The organism is Belliella baltica DSM 15883 (assembly GCF_000265405.1).
Taxonomy (GTDB): Bacteria; Bacteroidota; Bacteroidia; order Cytophagales; family Cyclobacteriaceae; genus Belliella; species Belliella baltica.
In genome coordinates, this window is the sequence record NC_018010.1 from 2125015 (window position 1) to 2147614 (window position 22600).

At 40.4% G+C, this 22600-nt stretch carries 24 protein-coding genes; 14 read left to right on the forward strand and 10 right to left on the reverse strand.

Going from position 1 to position 22600, the window contains the following annotated elements; all coding sequences use genetic code 11:
• Positions 1 to 66: 66 nt before the first annotated feature.
• The 4 genes from BELBA_RS09850 to BELBA_RS09865 all read right to left on the reverse strand — a co-directional run bounded on the left by BELBA_RS09850 (position 67) and on the right by BELBA_RS09865 (position 3799).
• Positions 67 to 657: an SCO family protein gene (locus BELBA_RS09850; protein WP_014772550.1), complete on the reverse strand. Its 591-nt coding sequence runs from the start codon at positions 655 to 657 to the stop codon at positions 67 to 69.
• Between the two features lie 7 nt (positions 658 to 664).
• Complete coding sequence (locus tag BELBA_RS09855; protein WP_014772551.1) at positions 665 to 1453, reverse strand: formylglycine-generating enzyme family protein; 789 nt, start codon at positions 1451 to 1453, stop codon at positions 665 to 667.
• Positions 1450 to 2928, reverse strand: coding sequence for a copper-containing nitrite reductase (gene nirK, locus BELBA_RS09860; RefSeq protein WP_014772552.1), 1479 nt, complete (start codon positions 2926 to 2928; stop codon positions 1450 to 1452). Before nirK ends, BELBA_RS09855 begins: the two co-directional genes overlap by 4 nt.
• 166 nt (positions 2929 to 3094) lie before the next feature.
• Positions 3095 to 3799: a Crp/Fnr family transcriptional regulator gene (locus BELBA_RS09865; protein WP_014772553.1), complete on the reverse strand. Its 705-nt coding sequence runs from the start codon at positions 3797 to 3799 to the stop codon at positions 3095 to 3097.
• Positions 3800 to 3999: 200 nt separating this feature from the next.
• Here BELBA_RS09865 and BELBA_RS09870 point away from each other — a divergent pair, with 200 nt between their 5' ends.
• The 7 genes from BELBA_RS09870 (at position 4000) to BELBA_RS09900 (ending at position 10011) form a co-directional block, all read left to right on the forward strand.
• Positions 4000 to 4440: a c-type cytochrome gene (locus tag BELBA_RS09870; RefSeq protein WP_014772554.1), complete on the forward strand. Its 441-nt coding sequence runs from the start codon at positions 4000 to 4002 to the stop codon at positions 4438 to 4440.
• A gap of 51 nt (positions 4441 to 4491) precedes the next feature.
• Entirely contained in the window at positions 4492 to 5910 is a 1419-nt protein-coding gene (locus tag BELBA_RS09875) for a cbb3-type cytochrome c oxidase subunit I (protein ID WP_014772555.1), read from the forward strand.
• 130 nt (positions 5911 to 6040) lie between these two features.
• Positions 6041 to 6820 carry a CbbQ/NirQ/NorQ/GpvN family protein gene (locus BELBA_RS09880; RefSeq protein WP_014772556.1) on the forward strand — a complete coding sequence of 260 codons (780 nt, stop codon included), beginning with the start codon at positions 6041 to 6043 and terminating at the stop codon, positions 6818 to 6820.
• Between the two features lie 117 nt (positions 6821 to 6937).
• Entirely contained in the window at positions 6938 to 8704 is a 1767-nt protein-coding gene (locus tag BELBA_RS09885) for a nitric oxide reductase activation protein NorD (RefSeq protein ID WP_014772557.1), read from the forward strand.
• A gap of 1 nt (position 8705) precedes the next feature.
• The gene (locus tag BELBA_RS09890; protein ID WP_014772558.1) at positions 8706 to 9293 is read left to right on the forward strand and encodes a cytochrome c oxidase subunit 3; all 588 of its coding nucleotides are present in this window, start codon (positions 8706 to 8708) and stop codon (positions 9291 to 9293) included.
• A gap of 1 nt (position 9294) precedes the next feature.
• Positions 9295 to 9537, forward strand: coding sequence for a cytochrome C oxidase subunit IV family protein (locus BELBA_RS09895; RefSeq protein WP_014772559.1), 243 nt, complete (start codon positions 9295 to 9297; stop codon positions 9535 to 9537).
• A gap of 87 nt (positions 9538 to 9624) precedes the next feature.
• Positions 9625 to 10011: a GxxExxY protein gene (locus tag BELBA_RS09900; protein WP_014772560.1), complete on the forward strand. Its 387-nt coding sequence runs from the start codon at positions 9625 to 9627 to the stop codon at positions 10009 to 10011.
• Positions 10012 to 10548: 537 nt separating this feature from the next.
• Here BELBA_RS09900 and BELBA_RS09905 read toward each other — a convergent pair.
• From BELBA_RS09905 to BELBA_RS09910, 3 genes are read right to left on the reverse strand one after another with little or no spacing between them, the layout of a single operon-like run.
• On the reverse strand, positions 10549 to 11226 hold the full coding sequence (locus tag BELBA_RS09905; protein ID WP_014772561.1) for an anaerobic ribonucleoside-triphosphate reductase activating protein: 678 nt from the start codon (positions 11224 to 11226) through the stop codon (positions 10549 to 10551).
• 5 nt (positions 11227 to 11231) lie between these two features.
• A complete protein-coding gene (gene nrdD, locus BELBA_RS20330) occupies positions 11232 to 11402 on the reverse strand; it encodes an anaerobic ribonucleoside-triphosphate reductase (protein WP_014772562.1) in 171 nt (56 codons plus the stop codon).
• Entirely contained in the window at positions 11392 to 13506 is a 2115-nt protein-coding gene (locus BELBA_RS09910) for a ribonucleoside triphosphate reductase (RefSeq protein ID WP_014772563.1), read from the reverse strand. The genes nrdD and BELBA_RS09910 overlap by 11 nt, the downstream gene beginning before the upstream one ends.
• Before the next feature lie 146 nt (positions 13507 to 13652).
• On the opposite strand from BELBA_RS09910, the gene BELBA_RS09915 reads away from it, so the two are divergent.
• The 3 genes from BELBA_RS09915 (at position 13653) to BELBA_RS09930 (ending at position 15785) form a co-directional block, all read left to right on the forward strand.
• The gene (locus BELBA_RS09915) at positions 13653 to 14870 is read left to right on the forward strand and encodes a hypothetical protein (RefSeq protein WP_014772564.1); all 1218 of its coding nucleotides are present in this window, start codon (positions 13653 to 13655) and stop codon (positions 14868 to 14870) included.
• A gap of 145 nt (positions 14871 to 15015) precedes the next feature.
• Positions 15016 to 15180, forward strand: coding sequence for a nucleotidyltransferase substrate binding protein (locus BELBA_RS19300; RefSeq protein ID WP_083833697.1), 165 nt, complete (start codon positions 15016 to 15018; stop codon positions 15178 to 15180).
• 164 nt (positions 15181 to 15344) lie between these two features.
• Positions 15345 to 15785 (forward strand): RrF2 family transcriptional regulator, encoded by a 441-nt coding sequence (locus BELBA_RS09930; RefSeq protein ID WP_014772565.1) that lies wholly within the window; start codon positions 15345 to 15347, stop codon positions 15783 to 15785.
• A gap of 38 nt (positions 15786 to 15823) precedes the next feature.
• Here the strand turns inward: BELBA_RS09930 and BELBA_RS09935 are convergent, their stop codons facing one another.
• Positions 15824 to 16720: a sterol desaturase family protein gene (locus BELBA_RS09935; RefSeq protein WP_014772566.1), complete on the reverse strand. Its 897-nt coding sequence runs from the start codon at positions 16718 to 16720 to the stop codon at positions 15824 to 15826.
• A 410-nt stretch (positions 16721 to 17130) separates the two neighbouring features.
• Between BELBA_RS09935 and BELBA_RS09940 the strand changes: the two genes are divergently transcribed.
• From BELBA_RS09940 to BELBA_RS09955, 4 genes are all read left to right on the forward strand, one after another.
• Positions 17131 to 17688, forward strand: coding sequence for a fasciclin domain-containing protein (locus BELBA_RS09940; protein WP_014772567.1), 558 nt, complete (start codon positions 17131 to 17133; stop codon positions 17686 to 17688).
• Positions 17689 to 17823: 135 nt separating this feature from the next.
• Positions 17824 to 18225 (forward strand): methylmalonyl-CoA epimerase, encoded by a 402-nt coding sequence (gene mce / locus BELBA_RS09945; protein ID WP_014772568.1) that lies wholly within the window; start codon positions 17824 to 17826, stop codon positions 18223 to 18225.
• Between the two features lie 5 nt (positions 18226 to 18230).
• Positions 18231 to 19262, forward strand: a complete 1032-nt coding sequence (thiL, locus tag BELBA_RS09950) for a thiamine-phosphate kinase (protein ID WP_014772569.1) — start codon at positions 18231 to 18233, stop codon at positions 19260 to 19262.
• Between the two features lie 98 nt (positions 19263 to 19360).
• On the forward strand, positions 19361 to 20065 hold the full coding sequence (locus BELBA_RS09955; RefSeq protein ID WP_211208386.1) for an ERCC4 domain-containing protein: 705 nt from the start codon (positions 19361 to 19363) through the stop codon (positions 20063 to 20065).
• A 138-nt stretch (positions 20066 to 20203) separates the two neighbouring features.
• Here BELBA_RS09955 and BELBA_RS09960 read toward each other — a convergent pair whose 3' ends face one another.
• Together BELBA_RS09960 and rlmD are read right to left on the reverse strand one after the other, a co-directional pair.
• Positions 20204 to 20581 (reverse strand): hypothetical protein, encoded by a 378-nt coding sequence (locus BELBA_RS09960; RefSeq protein ID WP_014772571.1) that lies wholly within the window; start codon positions 20579 to 20581, stop codon positions 20204 to 20206.
• A complete protein-coding gene (gene rlmD, locus BELBA_RS09965; RefSeq protein ID WP_014772572.1) occupies positions 20578 to 21984 on the reverse strand; it encodes a 23S rRNA (uracil(1939)-C(5))-methyltransferase RlmD in 1407 nt (468 codons plus the stop codon). The genes BELBA_RS09960 and rlmD overlap by 4 nt, the downstream gene beginning before the upstream one ends.
• Between the last annotated feature and the right edge of the window lie 616 nt (positions 21985 to 22600).

Here is a 22600-nt window from a genome sequence, read left to right on the forward strand (position 1 = left end):
TTTAGGGTAAAATGGAATTTAAAATTCCTTTTATCAATCCTCGAAATTGCAAATTTCGAGGTACAGCTAATTTTTTGCCACAGCCACAATCTTGTTTACGATCTCCTCATTGACCAATCCAAGCCCTTCTTTTTGGTACTTCATGACTCCTTGACGGTCAAAAACGGAGATGATGTTGGAATGGGAAAAATCTATGGGATTGATTTGTTTGTACTTGACGGCCATGATATTGGCAAAATCCCTCACGCCATCTTCGGTGCCTTGTAGGAAAAGCCATTCCGGGCCTTCCATTTGGTTGTCCTTGGCAAATTGCTTTAGTTTTTCAGGGGTATCATTGATAGGGTCAATACTGACCATCACGTATTGGATATCTTTCATTTTTTTGGATGAAACTCTTTCCTCGATCATGCGCATATCTGCTACCAATCTAGGACAGGCTGTTCTACAGGCCGTATAGATCATCACTACGACCAATGGTTTTCCTTTGAGGTCTTTGAACTCGATGGTCTGGCCATCCTGGGTATTCCATTCAGAAGGAAGCTGATAAATAGAGAGGTCATCCATGGTCTCTTCCATATTTTCAGATTGTTCTATTTGGGTGTTTTCCTGACAAGAGAAAAGGAAAAAAGATAGAAGTATAAGGCTGAAGTAACGCATGACAGGTTTATTTAAATGTGAGTTGATTTTGTGGGCCGGCATCTTTGGCACATCTGAACCCCAGAGTTGTGAGGGAGAAGTTGGCCTTCAGGCTGGAGCGCATGGCAAAGCGCATAAATGCTGCGTAATTCATCATGTCTTTGGCACCGATAGCACCTGCGGCGCAGAATAATCCTGCATCTGTGTTGCCGTTGTTTCTGGATTCTCCGGTCAGGATGATGGAATTGAAGTCCTGAGTCCATTCCCAGACCATGCCATGCATGTCTTGGACTCCCCAGTAATTGGCTTCAGAGTTCCCTACGGTTTTCATGTAGGTTTTGGGTTGTTCGTAGCTTCTGAGTATGGATACATTATAGAGGCTGTCTGAGCGGGCATCTCTTTTGGAAGTTGAGGCCATGGCAGCATATTCCCATTCATCCACTGTAGGAAGTCTTTTTCCCTGACACTCGCAGTAAGCTTTGGCAGCAAACCAAGATACCATAGTGACAGGCTTGTCCATCAGATTGGCAGGCGCTTTCAGGTCATTTTCCCAGTTGGACAAATACCTGTTGTCAGCAAATAACTTGGTGACATTGGATTTTTGCCATTTGGAGTGATTTCGGACAAATTCCTGAAAGTCCGCATAGGTGACAGGGTGTTTGTCCAAATAGAAGTCCCCCACAGCAGTTTCGGGCTGTTCACCTACTCCGTAGAGGGGAGTATAATTCCCCCCTTCTATCAGAGCCATTTGATTATTTTGGGCTGAGGCATTGCTGATCAGAAAAAAGCCTGCCATCAGTAAGATTAACTTTCTCATTTCTTTCTTCTTTTGTTCACCATTTCAGGGGTGACTTCGGAACCGTTATTCCCCCAGCTGTTGTACACATAAGTCAATACGGCTGCTACCTCTTCATCCTTGAGCTGCTGGGAAGGCATGATGCTGTTGTATTTTTTTCCGTTTACTGTGATTTCACCTGAAAGCCCATGAAGTAATGCATCTATAGAGCGATTGACGTCAGCATTCAGATAGTCGGCATTGGCTAGGGGAGGGAAGGCATTAGCTACCCCTTCACCATTGGCTTGGTGACAGGCAAAGCAGGTCTGCATGTAGATTTTCTTTCCTGTATCGATCAGCTCACTTTTGGTCATAGTCACTGGAGGGCTTACATCATTGCCATCTTTGGGCATTTTCTGAATGGTACTTCCTTCAGGGAGATAGATCCCTTCCATGATTTCTCCGGCAAAGATTTTTTCATTTTCTTCACCAGTTACACTTAAGATTCCCAAAGCACCTTTGTTGAATGCCCTGAAAATGGAGTGGTCTACGAGGACAAGGTTAGAGGGTACATCAGCTTTGAATTCCAGGATCGCAGCTCCACCTGCCGGGACCAAAGTAGTACCCACATTGGAATTGATCTGATCACCACCGTCTACATAGACTTTATCGAAAATTTCTCCGATGACGTGGAAGGAAGAAGCCAGGTTAGGGCCACCGTTTCCAAAGAAGATCCTGATGGTTTCACCTGCTTTTGCTTGGAGTGCATTTTCTCCGCTGAGCCCATTGACGCTACCGTTGAATACCACATAATCAGGTCTTTCGTCGTAAGCTTTTTGCATGTCGAAAGGCTGTAAACCAGGTTCTCCAAATCTACCTTCAGTATAAAAGTCTCCTTGCATCACATAGAACTCTTTGTCTACTGGAGGTAAACCGCCTTCTGGTTCTACGAGAATCAGTCCATACATTCCGTTGGCGATGTGCATGCCCACTGGAGCTGTAGCACAGTGATATACATAAAGCCCAGGATTGATCAATTTGAAAGAGAAGGTTTTTTCATGGCCTGGTGCAACAAATGAAGCTTCGGCGCCACCTCCCTGACCTGTCACCGCGTGGAGGTCAATATTGTGAGGAAGCTTATTATCAGGGTGATTTTTGATTTTAAATTCCACTTCATCACCAACCCTAGCGCGGATAAATGATCCTGGTACAGTTCCGCCAAATGTCCAGAAAAGGTAAGATACCCCATCGGCCATTTCCATTTCCTCTTCGGTGATTTCCATTTCCATGTAGAGTTTCATGGCTGGTCTGTTTCCAACAGGTGGAGGTACATGGGGAGGTGCAGTCAGTTCTGCTACCATTTCTCCGAATACTTTGGTTTTGCTGTAATCCTTTGTGTAGCTTTTGGCACCTGTGTTCCTAGACTGGCTTTGGGTGCAGGCTGTAAAAGCTAAAGCTAATATAAAGAGTAAAGGATAGAAATATCCTTTAATTGGGCTAATGTTTTTGTAGTTCATGGTTTCGTATTTTTTAATTTCATGGATTTACTTCGTTGACTTCAAAAGGCGATTAGGCTTTTTGTCACTACAAAGAAAATAGATAAGCTATAGAATGCTCATGATTGGAGTCAATCCGATTTAACTATTTTGGCAGAAAAATATCTGCGAAATCGCAGGTTTGGGTTTAATATTGTGTTGCAAAAGCATAGTGGCTGATAACTTCTTTCAGTTTTCGGATATCACAGAGCAAAATTGCCCTTTCATGGGTTCCTATCAGGCCATCTTTTTTGAGAGAAGAAAGAACCCTGCTGACCTGTTCGGAATTGGTACCTATGATCTGGGCAATTTCCTGTCTGCTGAGATTGATCTCTACCTGATTATCATTTGGATCGGGTAAGTAATTGTCAGCTATGTACAATAAACCTAAAATTACCTTCTCTTCATTGTTCATCAAGGCAAGACACTTAGTTCTGATTTCACTTTTTCTTAACTCTCTTGAATAAAACCGCATCACCTCAAAAGTGAATTTGGGATTCTCAATAAATGCATCCTGCAAAGTTCGATTATCAATAAAGCAAACCTGAGAATCTGTCAGGGTGACAGCACCAATACTGTATTTTTCCATATCTATGGCTGTATGGCCCAGCATATGGCCTTCTCGTGCCAATCGGACGGTATGTTCTTTGCCATCCAAGCTTGAACTGATAACTTTTACTTTTCCTTTCAGAATAAAATAAGCACCCATCACCAAACTCCCTTCCATAAAAATAAACTGCCCTTTGGGGTAAATAGGTGAGTTTTTGGCAAGAGACAATTTATCCAGCCACTCCTCGCTACAATTTTTTACAAGGCAAGAAGAAGTTATACATACTTTACAATTGACTTCCATAATTTGAAGATGCAAGTAAACTTTTGTTGAAGCTTTTTTTTCTGACCTGCGCCAAGTCTAAACCTGATCTACATCAGGTTTTTTTCAATTTAGTAATTTTTTTTCAAAATCCTATTTGATTTTTCAATTCTGGTTGTACCTTCGTTTCATTAAAAGATAAAAAGGTCTTTTAATACTAAAATATTTAAACCCGGTTATATATGCTATCAAAATCACAGGCAAGGACATTCTTTCTGGGTGGTACGGTGGTGACCTTTCTGATATTTATCGGATTGACCATTTATTCCATGGCTCCCAGCAATGACCAGTCCAATCATCAGAACATTACCGAACAGGTAATCAAAGGCAAGCACATTTGGGAAACCAATAATTGCATGGGTTGCCACGCTATTCTGGGAGAAGGTGGCTACTATGCTCCTGAGCTTACCAAAGTCATCGATAGGAAGGGAGCCCCTATGGTAAAGGCTATCCTTCAATCTCCGATTCCATGGGCTCCCAATGGAAGGAAAATGGTAGCCTATGAAATGAGCGACGAAGATGCAGAAGCCATGGTTGAATACCTCAAGTGGATTGGGGAGATCGACCTCAATGGCTTTGAGAGGATTGTTTCACCATTGGCAAAAGACAAAATAAAAGACTAGAACTATGAAATCGAGCATGTCAAAAATCTCTTTTAGAGACAAAATGCTGTCATGCGAGATTCCACCCCGATTATCGGGGCAGGTTATGACCATTGTAAACAAAAAAACAAACACATGAAATATAAATCACAACAGGTAGCCTACTGGTTTTTTGCCTTATGTATGCTGCTCTTCGCTCTACAGATCGTCTATGGATTTATCATGGGATTTGCCAGAATCGGCATGGATGGACTCCATGACTGGATTCCCTTCAATACCGCGAGGGCGGTTCATACCAATTTATTGGTTGTTTGGTTGCTGACCGGATTTATGGGTGCAGCATATTACATCATTCCGGAAGAAGCCCAAAGGGAACTCGTCAGTGTAAAACTGGCTTACGTGCAGCTGATTTCTCTGGCTGTGGTTGGGGTGGCTGCCATCACAGGTTACCACTTTAATATTTGGGAGGGAAGGAAATTTCTGGAAATTCCACGTGAATTGGATTATCTGGTAGTCGTCAATGTACTGCTCTTTTTAGGGATCATACTAGCTACTTTGTTTAAAGGGAAAAGGCAGACTACTACAGCATTGGTCATGACCATGGGGCTGGTATTTGCTGCGCTTTTGTATCTTCCTGGAATGATCTGGTTTGATTCACAGGTGACTGACTCCTTTTTTAGATGGTGGGTAGTTCATCTTTGGGTAGAGGGTGTTTGGGAACTGATCATGGGCGGAATATTAGCCTTCCTTCTGATCAAATTGACAGGGGTAGATAGGGAAGTCATTGAAAAATGGCTTTATGTGATTGTTGGTTTGACCTTCCTGTCAGGAATTCTTGGTACAGGTCATCACTATTATTACATCGGTGTCAACAAAATCTGGTTGGTCGTAGGGGGAGTATTCTCTGCCTTGGAGCCACTTGCATTCTTGGCCATGGCCTTGTTTGCAGTCTATATGTACCGCAAAGGTGAGAAAAACCACCCCAACAAAATAGCCCTTTTCTGGACTATCGGAGCGGCTATTGTTTCTTTTATCGGTGCAGGGTTGCTGGGCTTTGCCCATACACTTCCTCAGACCAATCTCTACACCCACGGTACTTTGGTAACGGCTATGCATGGGCATTATGCTTTCTGGGGTGCTTATGTGATGATTGTATTGGCCATCATCAGTTATGCCATGCCTAATATCACCGGCAGAAAACGACATGACAAAACCAACGGGCATCTTGCTTTCTGGCTGTCAAATATCGGTATGCTCGGGATGGTGGTAGCACTTGGAGTTGCAGGTGTAGTACAAGTCTATCTGGAAAGAAGACTCAGCATGGATTTTATGGTGGCTCAGGAAGAAGTCAAAATCCACTTTGTGGTCATGCTGCTTTGTGCTACCATGTTTGCAACCGGAATCGGAATCTATATTTATGAATTTATCAAATATGGTAGGCCTACTGATGAAGCACTAACCAAAAATGAAGAAGCTGTTTTGGTTAGTTAAAGCCTTCATTTTAATTCTCAAACAGGAAAATAGGCCATCGGTCTGTTTCTTTATCAGATTTGCCGATTCCTGATTTTAGCTGGATTGTCTCTTCTGGCAGCCCGGCTTTCAAAACTCAAAACTCAACATTATGGTCATCGAAGCACCTTATTATCATCAGACACATCAGGAATCGGAGGTTTTTTTACAAACCTTCCAAAACCGCATGCCTTTACTGCTAAAAGGGCCAACAGGAAGTGGGAAATCCCGGTTTGTGGAATATATGGCCCACACAACAGGTCAGAAACTGATCACTATTTCCTGCCATGAAGAAACATCCTCTACGGATTTGATAGGTAGGTTTATTATCAAAGGAGCTGAAACGGTATGGATAGATGGCCCACTGACCACCGCTGTTAGAGAAGGAGCCATCCTTTACCTGGATGAAGTGGCAGAGGCCCGGCCCGATGTGATTGTTGCGATCCATTCTTTGACAGACCATAGAAGAGAGCTGTTTATAGATAAATTGGGAGAGACGGTAAAAGCGCACGAAAACTTTATGTTGATTGCTTCCTTCAATCCAGGTTACCAAAGAGGTTTCAAAGAGCTGAAACCTTCCACAAGGCAACGTTTTGTGGCTTTGAGCTTTGGTTATCCAACAGCAAAAATTGAAACAGAAATTCTTGTCAACGAAACTGGAGTGGAGCAGGATATTGCCAAAAAGCTGGTGGCTATAGGTGGTAAAATCCGGAATCTTACCGAATTGGGTTTGACAGAAACGGTTTCTACCCGCTTGTTGGTGGATGCGGCTAAACTGATCAATAGTGGTCTACCCAAGAGGCTTGCCTGTCATGTGGCGATTGTCGAACCCCTTAGCGATGATGCACAGACCATTGAGTCTATGAAGGATTTGGTGGATTTGATGATATGATATTGGAATAGGGTTGAAATATAATTGAAATATGCGGTGCGAAATCGGAGTGAAACGGAGATCCCGAGAGCGAAGCGATTCGGGATAAAATTGAACTAAATAGAAATAAATCAGAAAATGGGACTGGATATAGATGAATGGGTATATGGCAGGTTGGTTCGGTATTTTAAAAAAAGCCGACTGAAAGCCAAATTGGAAATGCACCAGAAGGTGGATTTGGAAGTAATCCGGCCAAGATTGACTTTTTTGGCCAGGGCCATTACCGGGAAAGCAATTGACATTTATCCTGCTGAAGCAGAGGGAGGTTTTAAAAACAATAATTTCTTCCTTCCCATTTCTTTTGCCGAGTTTCCAACTTGGGAAGAAAACCTCTATTTCTATTTTTTTAGAACACTTTATCTGAGCGCACAACAAGACCTAGGCTATAATTGGACTAAGGAAACGGACGATCTGATCCTTTCCCGTCAGATGGCCGAACAGACGGCTCCTGCCGTCATGGAAAAGTTAGCTGATGAGTTTAGGATTGCTGCCCAACTGCATGATAAAATAAAAAGCCATTTTGAGTCCAAGACCAAGCCCGGAGAGCAAGCGGATTTGAGTTTACTTTATGGAAAATGGATGTATGCTGACCCTTTGGCAGATGTAGATGATTCCCTTCAGAATTTTGACGATCGAACCAAAAAGGGCAAAGAAGAAAATCCAACAACCACATTGATGGCCAAAGCGGTGGAGGAAGTAAAAAACCTCACCATCGATAAAAAACAGCAGGAAGACTATGTTTTACTGCACAACTTTGAAAAGGTGGAAACGGCTGAAGAATCCAATGGGGTTTGGCGGGATTTTGATGGCAAAGACGAGTTGGAAGACCATCAGGATGCATTGGAAGAGTTGAGCATGAAATTTACTGTCAGGGTGGATGACCCTGCGCATTCGATTTATCAGGCAGAATTTGTAGAAAATACTACCGTCTCTGAAAGTGCTGAGCGGGATGAAAAAGGCTTCCATTTGCTTTATGATGAATGGGATTTTAAAAAGCGGATTTATAAACCTGATTTTTGTAAAGTGTATCCCCAAACTTTGGTGAAAACTGATTTGGACTATTACCGAAATACCATTTCCAAGCATGCAAATACCTTGTTGGGTTTACGTAAAATACTTACTTCCGTCAACAACAAAATGCAGCAGCAGCGCAGGCAGAATCAAGGGGATGAGTTTGATATAGATGCTTTGACGGATTTATTTACAGATGTACATGCCCGGAAAACCCCTGCTGAAAATATTTATCTCTCCAAAAGGAAAAAAGAGAAGGACCTTTCCATATTACTTCTTTTGGACGTGAGTTTATCCAGCGATGGTTATGCTGCCAATAATCGGGTGATTGACGTGGAAAAAGAAGTCTCCCTTCTTTTCGGAGAGATTTTGAATGAATTTAATATCGATTTTTCCATTGATAGTTTTTATTCCAAAACCAGAAATTACTCCACGTACCTTACCCTTAAGGAATTTGACGAAAGCTGGAATTTAGGCAAACAAAGAATTGGGGCGGTCGAACCTCAAGGCTATACCAGAATTGGGGCTGCACTGCGTCATGCCGGTGCCAGGCTAGATCAACGGAAGACCAAAAACAAATGGGTAATCCTGATATCAGATGGCAAGCCCAACGATTATGACCGATATGAAGGGAAATACGGCATTCAGGACATCAAGCAGGCACTACGCGAACTGAATGAGAGGCAGATACATTCCTATGCCCTTGCCATTGAAGCCCAAGCCAAATACTACCTGCCTCAGATGTTTGGACAAAATCATTATCAGATTCTGACCACACCAGTGGAGTTGTTAAGCTCACTGGTCAAGTTGTACGAAAGGATTAAACACCAGTAATATGGATATAAAAATACATGCCATAAACCATAGAGACATTTCTTATCCCCCAGGTGGAATCCTGTTATGGATTATCATCATATTGGAATTGGTCACTTTTGGTTTGGGGATTGGAGGTTTGGTTTATTATGGAAATTTAGAGCTGGAACTTTTTCATACATCCAGATTAATGCTCAATGCGCCGCTGGGAATGCTGAATACCTTGGTACTATTAGTGAGTGGATATTTTATGGCCGATACTGTTGCCAAGTTGAAATCTTGGGAGCTGGAATCTTCTAAGAGGAGTCTTTTGTTGACCATGCTTGGCGGCCTGGTATTCGTAGGTCTGAAAAGCTGGGAATATTATGAAAAGCTTTCATCAGACATAGAAATGGCAGATAATATGTTTTTTACTTTTTATTGGCTACTGACAGGTTTTCATTTGGCGCATGTGCTCGTGGGTTTGGTGATTTTGCTGGTAATCTGGATCAATATGAAAAGTAAATCTATGGCAGTAGAGCTGGCTGATGTTGAGTCTGGAGCTGCATTTTGGCATATGTGTGACCTGATATGGTTGTTGCTTTTCCCGTCACTTTATCTTGTGTTTTGATATGAAAAATGAAAATTTATTTACGCTCTCGGTTTTGATAGGATTGACTTTGACTACTGCACTGATAGTCAGTTTTTGGGGAGATTCAAGGCTACTGTCTCTTATGGTTATGGGAATCGCAGGGGTCAAGTTTTATTTGGTAGCCTTTGAGTTTATGGAATTGAGAAAAGCGCATGTTTTCTGGAAGATTGCAACTATCATGGTAGGGATGTTGGTCGTGATAGTGGTGGGGATGTCTTTTTGAAATTCACTAATCGAGGGCTGTAGTGATTGAATAATTTTCTGAGAATCATTAATTTAGTTCATTATTTTTTACTAAAACTTTTAAAATATGGAAATTAAGCAAGAATTTTTCCCTCTAGCAGGGGACACTGAAATTATCATTGGATTGGCAATCGAGGTACACAAGACATTGGGGATGGGGTTTTTGGAGGTGGTTTATATGGATGCTTTGGAGTATGAATTCAACAGGAACAACATTTTCTATGAGCGAGAAAAAATGTATGATGTCCCGTATAAGACAGTGATTTTGCCCCATAAGTTTTTTGCCGATTTTGTTGTTTTTGATTCTGTGATTTTGGAAATCAAAGCCAAAAGTTCAATTGCCAATGAAGATATGGCTCAAACGATCAATTACTTGAAATGCTCAGGATGTGAAGTTGGGTTGATTCTTAATTTTGGGAAGGTAAAGTTGGATATTAAAAGGGTATTGCTTTGATATTATTATTGCCACGGAGGTTCGGAGGAGCACGGAGGGGGTGGTTAGTGGTACTTAGGATTTTATTGTTTTGAAATATTTCTTCCGTGTTTTCGGTGCTTCGGTGGCAAGAGAATATTTGCCACGGAGGTTCGGAGGAGCACGGAAAGGGAGGGTTAGCGGTATTTAGGGTTTTATTGTTTTGAGATATTTCTCCAAGTCTTTGGTGCTTCGGTGGCAAGAGAATATTTGCCACGGAGGTTCGGAGGAGCACGGAGGGGGTGGTTAGTGGTACTTAGGATTTTATTGTTTTGAAATATTTCTCCGAGCCTTCGGTGCTTTGGTGGCAAGAGAATATTTGCCACGGAGGCTCGGAGGAGTACGGATGGGGTGGTTAGCGGTATTTAGGATTGTAATGTTTTGAGATATTTCTCCGTGTCTTCGGTGCTTCCGTGGCAAAAATAGTTACCACGGAGACTCGGTGGAGCACGGAAAAGAGATTTACTTTTTTAGAATTTATTTCCGTGTATTCAGTGCTTCGGTGTCAAGGAAAAAATCTCAGTTTCGCCAGACTAATTCAAGTTCGGGATAATCTGTGAATGCCAGGTTTGGCTTTTTGCTGTGAGGTAAGGTCTTGATTGTTTCTTTTTCGCCTACAAAGTGTTGTAAATAATATTTCCCCTTGTAGCCTTGGTCATGAAGGAAACTAGCCATTTTCGAAAGCTTTTCAGCGTTGATCAATTCAGAATGGACAGTTGTCCTTATTTCAAAGGGAACATCGTGGCCTATCAATACTTCCAGACTTTCTCTAAACTGCTCAAATAAATCGGATTGAGTGATACTTTCAAAATCTTCTGGCAAAGCTTTGAAATCCAGTGCGACATAATCAACCAATCCTTCATAAAGCAAATCTTCGAGCACATGAGGACGGCTGCCGTTGGTATCTATTTTGACTTTCATCCCAAGGTGCTTTACTTCCGAGGCATAGTAGGGTAGGTCTTGGTGCATCGTGCACTCCCCGCCGCTGAAGACAACACCATCAAGCAGGTTTTTCCTTTTTTCTAAAAAGCTGAGCACTTCATCGAAACCGACCTTTCCTTTTCCCCTGACGATTTCAGGATTGTAGCAATAGCCACAACGCATATTACAGCCTGCAAACCAAAGGATGCAGGCTGTATGATCTGGATAATCCAGCAGCGTAAATGGGGTGATACTGTAAATCGGTTTTTTGACCATTAAGTTTATTCTTTGAAATGGGTTCTCTGTTTGTGTTCCCCTTTTTTGCCAATGTTAAAACTTTCTACAGGTCTGTGGTAACCCATGACCCGAGTATATACCAGACATTTCGTCCTTTTGTCTTTATGTTGGGAAAGTAGATTTTCGGTTTGGAGTTCTTTGATTTCAGTTTGCATGTTCTTGTTTATTTTGGTTTAAATTATCTAATAGGATTTCATCGCATTTTGGGCAGAATTCATGTTCACCGTTGAGGTAGCCGTGAACCGGGCAGATGCTGAATACCGGGGTGACAGTTATGTAAGGCAGTTTAAAGTTGGAGAGTACTTTTTTGACCAGGTTGCGGCAAGCCTCTGCTGAAGATACTTTTTCACGCATGTAAAGGTGTAAAACTGTACCTCCGGTGTATTTGCATTGGAGATCATCCTGTAGCATCAATGCCTCGAATGGATCATCGGTGTGGTCTACAGGAATCTGCGAGGAATTGGTGTAGTAGATATTTTCATTCATTCCAGCCTGAATGATGTCATCAAAGCGTTTTTTGTCTTCTTTAGCAAACCTGTAAGTAGTGCCTTCCGCAGGTGTTGCTTCAAGGTTGTATAGGTTACCTGTCGCCTCCTGATAGACTTTCATCTTCTCCCGGATATATTCCAGGATATCTGCCGACAATTTTTGCCCTGAGTCAAAGGTGAGATCATCCACACCGTCGGTGAAATTGAGGATCATTTCATTGATGCCATTGACACCGATGGTGCTGAAGTGATTTCGGAAATGGGTAAGGTACCTTTTGGTATAAGGGAAAAGACCTCTGTCATACATCTCTTGGATAAATTGTCGCTTCTTCTCCAGGGTGGATTTGGCTATTTCCAAAAGATGATCCAACCTTTGGTATAATCCCTCCAAGTTTCCTTGGTAGATATAGCCTAACCTTGCCATATTGATGGTGACTACGCCAATGCTTCCGGTCATCTCTGCCGAGCCAAAAAGGCCATTTCCTCTTTTAAGAAGTTCTCTGAGATCCAGTTGCAATCTACAACACATGCTGCGCACAGCATTGGGTTTATAAGCATTTGGGTTTTCAACCTTATTACCTGATTCATCAAAGGTGTATTGACTTCCGATGAAGTTTTGAAAATACGAGGAGCCGATTTTGGCGGTATTTTCGAACAGCAGGTCGGTATTTTCTCCATACCAATCGAAATCTTCCGTGATGTTGACAGTGGGAATGGGGAAAGTAAATGGCTGACCATTGGCATCACCTTCTGTCATTACAGAGTAGTAGGCCTTGTTGATCATGTTCATTTCCTTTTGAAAATACTTATAGCTCAAATCTTCCAAGGTGTTTACACCTCTGCTTTTGGCGATTTCCAGTAGTTTTTCATCTTGGATAAATTTGAACAAATGGATGTCATTTTTTGTAGGAATCTGATCTTTTAAGTCCTCCGGAACTACCCAATCCAAAGTGATATTTGTAAATGGAGACTGTCCCCACCGGGCAGGTACATTGAGGTTGTAGACAAAGGAGCGGATGGCTTTTTCTACATCCTTCTGTGAAAGTTGGTCTTTGAAAACATAGGGCGCCAGGTAAGTATCAAATGAACTGAATGCCTGTGCTCCTGCCCATTCACTTTGGAGGATTCCAAGGAAATTGGCCATTTGACCAAGTGCCTCTCTGAAGTGGGAGGGAGGCCGGCTTTCAACCCTGCCTCTTACACCATTGAAACCTTCATTGAGCAAAACTCTCAAACTCCAACCTGCACAATATCCGGTCAGACAATCCAGGTCATGGATATGTATGTCTCCATTGCGGTGGGCATAACCTTCTTCCTTGCTATAAACCTTATCGAGCCAGTAATTGGCGATGATTTTTCCTGCCACGTTATTGACCAATCCGGCATTGGAGTAGGATGTATTGGCATTGGCATTGATCCGCCAGTCGGTTTGATGGATGTATTCTTCGATGGTCTGCGTGCTGTCCACGTAGGTTGTGTCTTCATTGAGTCCTGCCACATGCTCCCGTTGCATTTTGCGGGTATGCCGGTAGAGCATAAAGGAGCGCATGACATCAAAATACCCGAATGCATACAATTCCTTTTCGATGATATCCTGAATCTCCTCCACTGCCCAAGTCGTTTTGGACTCTAAGTCTTTGAGAATTTTTTTTAGAATATATTTTTGATAGGGTTGGTTGACACTTTGAAATGCCTTAATCAAAGCGTCTTTAATTTTGAAAGATTCAAACAAAGCGTATTCTCCATTTCTTTTGATGACAAATTGGTCCATAAGCTGGGTTGATTTGATAGTTTAAGTTCACAAAACTTTTTCAAGGTAGGGCCAATAGTATGCTTCAGAAATAGAAATGGTCATGTTTTGAGTTGAGATATATCATGAAAAATAAATAAAAGATAAATTTATCTTTTAATAAAATCATGATACATTTGTCTTCAGAAACTAAAGGGAGTTATGCTCTCTTTTCTTATCAAATAAAAACGGATAAAATTATCCGACTTACTATGAGACTCTTGAAGCCACTTTATGTATTTCCATTGGTTTTGTCAGGGCTGATTCTTGGTATTGTAGGTGGTTTTGTAAGGTTAGGATTTTTAGACTGGAATATTTCGGGAACGGCAGCTCAGCATGGTGTATTGATGGTTGGAGGTTTTTTAGGAACCTTGATTACACTGGAGCGAGCGATGGTGATGAAAAATAGACTTTGGTTGTTTGTTGCTTTTTTAAGTGGTGTATCTATCCCGGTTTTGTTGTTGCCGGGGTGGAGCACTTTTGGCCAGTTTTTATTACTTGGAGCCAGTATTGGTTTGGTGATCATCATGTACCTGCAGAGTATCAGACATCCCCAACCTTATCAATATGTCATGTCTATAGGTGCTATTTCTTGGTTTTTGGGGAATTTCACGATGATTTATACGGGGTTTATTCCAGCAGCAGTTCCTTGGTGGATGGGGTTTTTGTTGTTTACCATTGTTGGAGAGCGGTTAGAATTGAGTAAGTTTCTCCCCACACCAGCTTTTGCAAAGAAAATCTTATATGCGTTGCTTGGGTTGAATTTTATAGGCATGTGGATTCCTTTTCATGGGATAGGGAATTGGCTCATGGGTGGCACAGTGATATTTATTGCTTTTTGGTTGTTGCATTTTGATATGGCAAAAGTCGCTTCGAAAAAAGAGCGACAGTTCAAGTATATAGGAATAGGTTTGAGGGTAGGTTATTTGTGGCTGGTTGTAAATGGTTTGGTGCTTTGTTTTATGGAAATGCACCCTTTATTTTATGACCTTTACTTACATACATTTTTTCTAGGGTTTACATTTTCTATGATTTGGGCTCATGCACCGATTATCTTTCCGATGATCATGAATATTAAAGAAAAACCCTATCACCCAATCTTGTGGCCTGTTTGGATGATCTTTCAATTGACGCTAATTGGTAGAATAGGTAGTAGTTTGTTGAAAATACCAGATTGGAGAATGTGGTTTGGTGTGGCAAATGGGTGGGCAATTTTAAGCATGTTTGCTTTGATGGCGCTAATTGTCCTTACTAAGATCGCGTATTCTAAATTTCCTCAAAGAATCAATACTTCTATTCGTGTTCAAATTAAAAATACAGAGAATAAGGTAACAGAACAGTCTTGAAATTTATTTGCCTTTTGAGAAACAATCATCGGAATTTTAATAGAGTGCTTTCCTTAAATTTTAAGAAAGTAAAAACCCATTTTAAAAAGGATATATTTATCTTCACTGAATCAATCATTCATATAGCATTCAGTTCGAAAAAAAAATGGATATCAGGAGGAAACAGCGGTTTGAAAACTATCAAAAGGCTTTTGGTCAAATAAAGTCTGCGATTGAAGACAATGGAGTGAACTCAATTGATATTATCAAAGATGGGATATTACAACGTTTTAAATTTACGCATGAATTAGCGTGGAAATTGATGAGCTAAATACTCCTTATCTTTTTGATATTTCTATTTTTCACAAACTAAAATCACCTTCACTGATTGAACATATCAATAGGTTAGGGAAGGTCTTTTACAGGCTCAAAGAAAAAGTCTAATCCTGTTATAAAGACATTTTTATCCTTAATTTAGCAAGAAATTGTATTTATATGTTTTCAAAAGCTTGTCAGTACGGAATCAAGGCAGTCATATATATATGGTCACAAAGTCTCAAAGGGGTAAAAGTAGGCGCTAAGGAGACGGCAGAACACGTGGATGCTCCCGAGCCATTTACTGCCAAAATCCTCCAAGAACTAGTCAGAAAAAAAGTCATAGGCTCTCAAAAAGGCCCTTCTGGTGGTTTTTATGCGGGGACAGAACATGAAAAACTCACCTTACAAGACCTCGTGATAGCCATAGATGGGGATGGACTTTTCAGTGGCTGTAGTCTTGGACTCAAAGCTTGCTCTGAAACCAATCCCTGTCCGCTACATCATGAAATCAAAAAAGTAAGAACCCATGTAGTAAGCATGCTCACCAAAAAGACACTTAAAGAACTCGCCCTTGAAGTAGAGAGTGGAGAGACTGTTTTGGCTAGATTTGATGTGTAAAATAAAAAAAGCCAACCGTATGGCTGGCTTCTATGCTTTTATAGACTGACTTTTTCCTTTTCTCTATACTTCTCTTTGATAGTTTCTAATTCGCTGGGCCTTGAAAATGCCATGGCATAAGCTTCTTTGAGCGATTTAGAATTTTTGACATCTCGCACCAAATCTGCCCATTCATGAAAGTTCAGTGTGATTGGATTGTATGAATTCACTTGCTTGGTCAAGCCGTAAGTAGGTCGGTCTTCTTCTGGCATGAAAGTTCCAAACATCCTGTCCCAGATGATAAATGTTGATCCATAGTTTTTGTCCAAATACTTTTCGTTACTCGCATGATGAACCCTGTGATGAGATGGGGTGGTAAAGAAATACTCTATTGGCCTTGGAAGCTTAGTGATATATTCGGTATGAATCCAGAATTGATATAAAACGGCGATTTGATGTACAATGAAGAATACGATGGGGTGAAAACCTGCTAATGCTACTGGAATAAAAAATATGATCTTGATATGCTGTGTCCAGCTCAACCTGAAAGACACTGACCAGTTGTACTTTTCAGAATTATGATGCGTCACGTGGGTTGCCCACCAAAACCTGTTTTCATGGGCAACCCTGTGGCCCCAATATCTCCAAAAATCTAACCAAAACAAGCAAAGTATATAAGCCCACCAAGTATTGGGAATGGACCAAGGAACTAGATTGTAGAAAAATAAAATGATCCCAAAAGTTATCACTTTGATTCCTGCGCTCATAGCCACATTGACCAATCCAATGAAGGTCGCAGAGATGGTGTCTTTGCTATCATAGTAGTCTTTCTTCTCTCTGTAAGAGAAAAACCATTCTAACAAAACCAATCCTATCATGACAGGTGCTGCATACAGGATGATATTAGGCAAATCTAAACTGAAGACTTGTTCTAAGGTGAGTTTTTCTTTGTTCATAAATTTTTAAAAAGGAAGATTAATGGTTGAAATCATGTCACTTCTGGGCTTTTGTTTTTTAAGTTTGCAGATACCGGGATTTATGTGATTCCAAGAAAAATGAATGTGGTAAAAAGAAGAGTTCGTAAGAATGAAATATTGGTAATCATGATCAGGTAATTTTTAAGCTTTTCATTTTTTCAAAATACATCAATCTTAAATATAAGTATTTTTTTCAGCGAATGAAAAGTAATAGTCTGTTGATTGATTTTTGTAAGAATTGAGTTCTATGGTTTAGTTTCTTGATTTTAGAAAATATTCTCGTGGAATTATTTTTCAAAAAACAATTTAAAAACACTAAAACCTGACATTTATCATAAAGGATATTTTTATCTCTTATTACTTTTGATTGTTAATCAAACTCAATCAAAATGAAAGATACTTTAAAAAAATGGCTAGGTGGCTTATTGATAGTCGGCATGGTAGGCTGTGGTAGTGCAGAAACAGATTCTGCTTCATCTAGCTCTCAAGTCTCAAATAAATCAGTAGGGCAATCGGGCGTAAAGGACGATGTGTCCAACCCTAATGTTGTCCAAGTTGCAGTGGGATCAGCTGATCATAGTACCCTTGTTGCAGCCTTGCAAGCAGCAGATTATGTAGATGCTTTGACCAATGTAGGGCCTTTTACAGTTTTTGCCCCAGTCAATACAGCATTTGATGAATTGCCAGCGGGAACTTTGGAATCATTGGTCAAGCCGGAAAATCAAAGAAAACTTCGTGATATTTTGGAGTACCATGTTCTCTTGGGCGTCTATAAAAAAGGGGACTTTCTCAGTGGAAGGAAAATGGGTACAGCTGATGGAAGGTCAGTGGAAATTAACGTCGATGAAGCTGGAGAGGTTTATGTCAATGGAGGTAAAATACTTGGTACAGTAGAGGCTTCTAATGGAATCATCCATGTGATCGACAAAGTATTGGTACCCAATTGAAAGATTAAATAAAGGAGTTTAGATGGTTTATGAAAGTCCCAGATAAGTTGTCTGGGATTTTTTATTGGCTTCTCTTATCTGATTTAGGGGAGATTTCAAGGAAGTAATCCTTATTTTTGTCAAAATGCGAGAATCATGAGAAAAATTGAACACTTAGGAATTGCTGTTAAAGACCTAAAGGCTTCCAATGAGCTTTTCAAGAAGTTGCTTGGACAATCACATTACAAGGAAGAAGAAGTGGAAGGGGAAGGAGTGATGACTTCATTTTTCCAAGTTGGAGAGACTAAAATCGAACTGCTTGAGGCGACTAAACCTGATAGCCCAATTGCGAAATACTTGGAGAAAAAATCAGAAGGAATCCATCATATCGCTTTTGATGTGGAGGATATTCATGCGGAAGTGGAGCGGCTCAAAGCTGAAGGCTTCGAAATCTTGAATGAAACGCCAAAATCAGGGGCGGACAATAAATTAGTTGTATTTTTGCATCCCAAATCTACCAACGGTGTTTTGGTGGAATTGTGTCAAGAGAAAAAATAAGCATTATGGAAGAAAATAAAAGAACAGAAATTGGAGAGTTGGGAGAGTTTGGCCTGATTGATCATTTGAATAAAAGTATTGTAATCAAAAATCCTTCAACTTTCAAAGGAATTGGAGATGATGCAGCTGTCATCGAAGCAGGCGATCATGTCAAAGTGGTAACCACAGATTTATTGATAGAAGGAGTGCATTTTGACCTTGCTTATGCACCGTTGCAGCATGTAGGATTCAAAGCGGTTGCCGTCAATGTTTCTGATATAGCAGCCATGAATGCCATTCCAAAGCAGATTACGGTCAGCATCGCTTTGTCGAATCGCTTTTCGGTAGAAGCTGTTGATGCCTTATATTCCGGAGTCAATGCTGCGGCAGAACACTATAATGTTGATGTGATTGGAGGTGATACTACGGCTTCTCGTTCGGGTTTGGTGATTTCTATCACTGCAATTGGCGAAGCAAAAAAAGAAGAGCTTTCCTACAGATCAGGTGCAAAAGTAAATGATATCATTTGCGCGACTGGAGATTTGGGTGGGGCATTGGTAGGATTGCAAATATTGGAGAGAGAGAAGCAGGTATTTATGGCTAACCCAGACATGAAGCCTGATTTGGATAAATACACTTTTGTGACAGCCCGTCAGTTGAAGCCGGATGCTAGAATGGATATCATTCACGAAATGAGAGAATTGGGAATTGTGCCGACCAGTATGTTGGATATTTCAGATGGCTTGGCTTCTGAGTTGTTTCATATCTGCAAAGCTTCTAATGTAGGTGTCACGATTTATGAAGATAAATTACCAATAGACAAACAGACTTTTGATACGGCTGTAGAACTCGGACTCGACCCGATTACTTGCGTGTTGAATGGCGGGGAGGATTATGAATTGCTCTTTACTATTGATCAAAAAGATTTTGAGAAGTTGGAAAAACATGCAGATATCCATTTTATCGGCCACACCACCAAGCCAGAAGAGGGTAAGAATTTAGTGACCAAAAGTGGAACAGTAGTAGAGCTCAAAGCTCAAGGCTGGAAACATTTCTGATATTTTCACTAAAAGAGGGGAGCCAAAGCTCCCCTCTTTTAGTGAAAATAGTTGTTGTTATGTATATTTATAGAGTAATTGTAACAACTTTTGATATTATGAAAGATTTTTTGAGTGGGTCGAAGTTTTATCCGTTGGAGATTGTGATTGATGATAGGGAGCCTGATGCGATGCTTGAGTATCTGCTTTTTTACAAAAACATCATTGTAAGGAAAGAACGGTTGCTTGTAGGGGATTATCTTATAGATTCGGAATTAATTGTTGAGAGAAAAACCCCTTCAGATTTTAGTGCTTCTATTAAAGATGGAAGATTTTTTAAGCAGGCTGGTAAGTTGGCGATTTCAAAAGTACCTGCTTGTCTGATTTTGGAAGGTCGAAAAAGAGAATACAAGAATTTAGGTTTTAGCAAAAATGCAGTTCAAGCAATTTTAATGTCTGTATCCTTGATTTTCAAAATCCCTATTTTAAGAGCTAAGACTCAGAAAGACACTGTTTCAATCATGCTGCAATCTTTTAAACAGCTCACTAAAGATAAATTGGCTGATTATAAATTTCACCCAAGGCTAAAGCCTAAATTCAAAAGTCAGAGAACCGACAAGTATTTAAAGCAAAAAATTCATATTTTGGAAGGCTTCCCAGGCATCGGAGCCGACAGGGCAGAATATCTACTGAATCATTTTGGTAGCCTTCAGCATATATTCAATGCCCCAGAATCAGATTTACTTTCTGTAATAGGAATAGGAAAATCCACTGTGCAGAAAATGAAGGTTATTTTGAATAAAGTGAATTTCAATGATGCTTAAATACCTCACTCCAAACCAAATTCCATTGCTCCTAACACCTTTAATCCTCCGATACCGATAAACAATCTTAACAAATCTCCCAATCTCCTATCCTCCTTAGCGCACCTTTGCACCTCCGCCCCCTTTGCGAGCATCTTCCTACTCCTCCGGAAATGGAATATAAACAAAACTTGTAAACTCCTTATCCATCACAAAGAGGCAACAGAATTCATCTGGGTTTTTGTAGTTTTTTTCAAATTCTTCCAATAAGTCTTCGGCGATCAATTTCCTTTGAATAAATTCATCGACATAGGTGATATAATAATTCCAATCCAGTTTCTTTTCTTCTTTTCCCAAGAGGAGTTGGCCGATTGGTTGCTCCTCTTTGGAAATTGGGAAAATCGGACATTGGGAGAATTTCCTGCTTCTTACCTGATAAGAGGCTTCCTTGAGAATGTCAGATACGTTGATGAAATCTTTGGTGATGGTTCCCAAATATTTTCCGCTTAATTCCGGGTCGTTAAAGTCTGATATCATGATTTCAAAGTTAGAAGTACAACATTTTCAACATGGTAAGTTTGCGGGAACATATCCACAGGCTGGATTTTGTCCACGCTATATTTCTCTGAAAGTAAAGCCACATCTCTTGCTTGAGTGGCTGGGTTACAGCTGACATAGACGATTTTTGGTGCGGCAAGTTTGAGTAGCATATTGACCACATCGTCATGCATGCCCGCTCTTGGCGGATCAGTGATGATGACATCAGGCTTGGCATGTGCGGCGATAAAGTCATCATTGAGCATATCTTTCATGTCTCCGGCATAGAAAAGCGTGTTCTCTAATCCGTTTACTTTTGAGTTGAGCTTGGCATCTTCGATCGCTGCTTCCACATATTCGATCCCGATGACTTGCTTCGCTTGCTTGGCTACAAAGTTTGCGATCGTACCTGTTCCGGTGTACAAATCATAAACGACTTCATCACCTTTCAATCCTGCAAAATCTCTGGTGACTTTATACAGTTCATAAGCTTGGTCTGAGTTGGTTTGATAAAATGATTTTGGTCCGATTCTGAACTTCAACCCTTCCATTTCTTCTTCGATGTAGTCTCTTCCTGCAAAGGTCACCACTTCAAGATCATTGAACGTCTCGTTTTTCTTCAAATTGATAATGTAAAGTAATGCAGTGATTTGCGGGAATTTTTCATGAAGAAAATTCATCACAAGGTCAATCTCCTCTGCATTGTCACCACCAAACTGAACAATGACCATGCTTTCGCCTGTGCTTGTGCTTCGGATGATTAGATTTCTAAGTAGTCCAACTTGATTTCGGATATCATAAAAAGAAAGTGAATTGCTCAAAGCAAATGCTCTCAGTTCATTTCGTACCTCATTAGAAATATCACCTTGGAGATAGCAGTGCTCGATGTCGACGATTTTGTCAAACATCTTTGGAATATGAAAACCAAGCGTATTTCTCTCGAATTCTGCGTCAGAGTCGATTTCTTCACGTGTCAACCAACGGTTGTTTGAAAAAGTAAAGTCAAGCTTATTTCTATAATACTGTGTCTGTGCTGACCCTAGTATGGGCAAGACCTCAGGAATATCCACTTTGGCAATTCTCGTAAACTGGTCCACGACCTGTTGCCTTTTGTAAGTCTTTTGAAGTTCGTAATTGATATGTTGCCACTTGCAGCCACCGCAAGTGCCAAAATGCGAGCAAAATGGGTCGATTCTATCTTTAGAATATTCATGGAATTTGATGGCTTCCCCTTCCATAAATGAGCTTTTTCCTCGGGTAATTCTCACATCTACCACATCTCCGGGCGCCACACCTTGCACAAATACTACTTTGCCTTCATGATGTCCAACACATTTCCCTTCCGTAGCGATTCTTTCAATAGTCAGGTTTGTTACAACCTTATTTTTCATTTTTCTCGACATGGGCGCAAAATTAATCAAAAAAGTCAAAGGGAAGGTGGATTGTCAAATTGTAAAGTTGATAAATGATTTTCTGTCTCAATTTTCCTTTAAATATTAGAATAATCAGTCCTTGATAATTAAAATGAAATATGGATTTAAGTGATTCTTTTATTGAAGATTTTTCAAATTCAACTCCTTTTGAGTTGTCAGTAAGATTTGTGAGATGATTTCATTGTCCGCAAGATTTTATCCGGGCTAATTCAAATTTGTTCCCTCTGGGAACTAGAGCATGCAAATATTTCCAACGGGAACGGGGATAAACCTTAATTAACCCCGCATGCCAATGCGGAGGAGAAAGCAACTATGCAAACCCAGTTATCTATTCCCAACTCTGAAAGAGTTGAATTTTTTAAGTGTTTTTAGGATTTCCCACAGAACCTTTCCCAATCAAAATCATCCCACTAGACAAAAGCACAAAAAGTGTCAAAGCGAAGACAATAGATAATTTTCTTTTCATTTTTGAATTAATTAAAAGATACTTAAACAATACTCAATTCATTTTCTTTTAAGGTTAAGAATTTCCGTGATTAAAGAAATTTTATCTTTAAATTGAACAAAGATCAACTTTGCCATATAA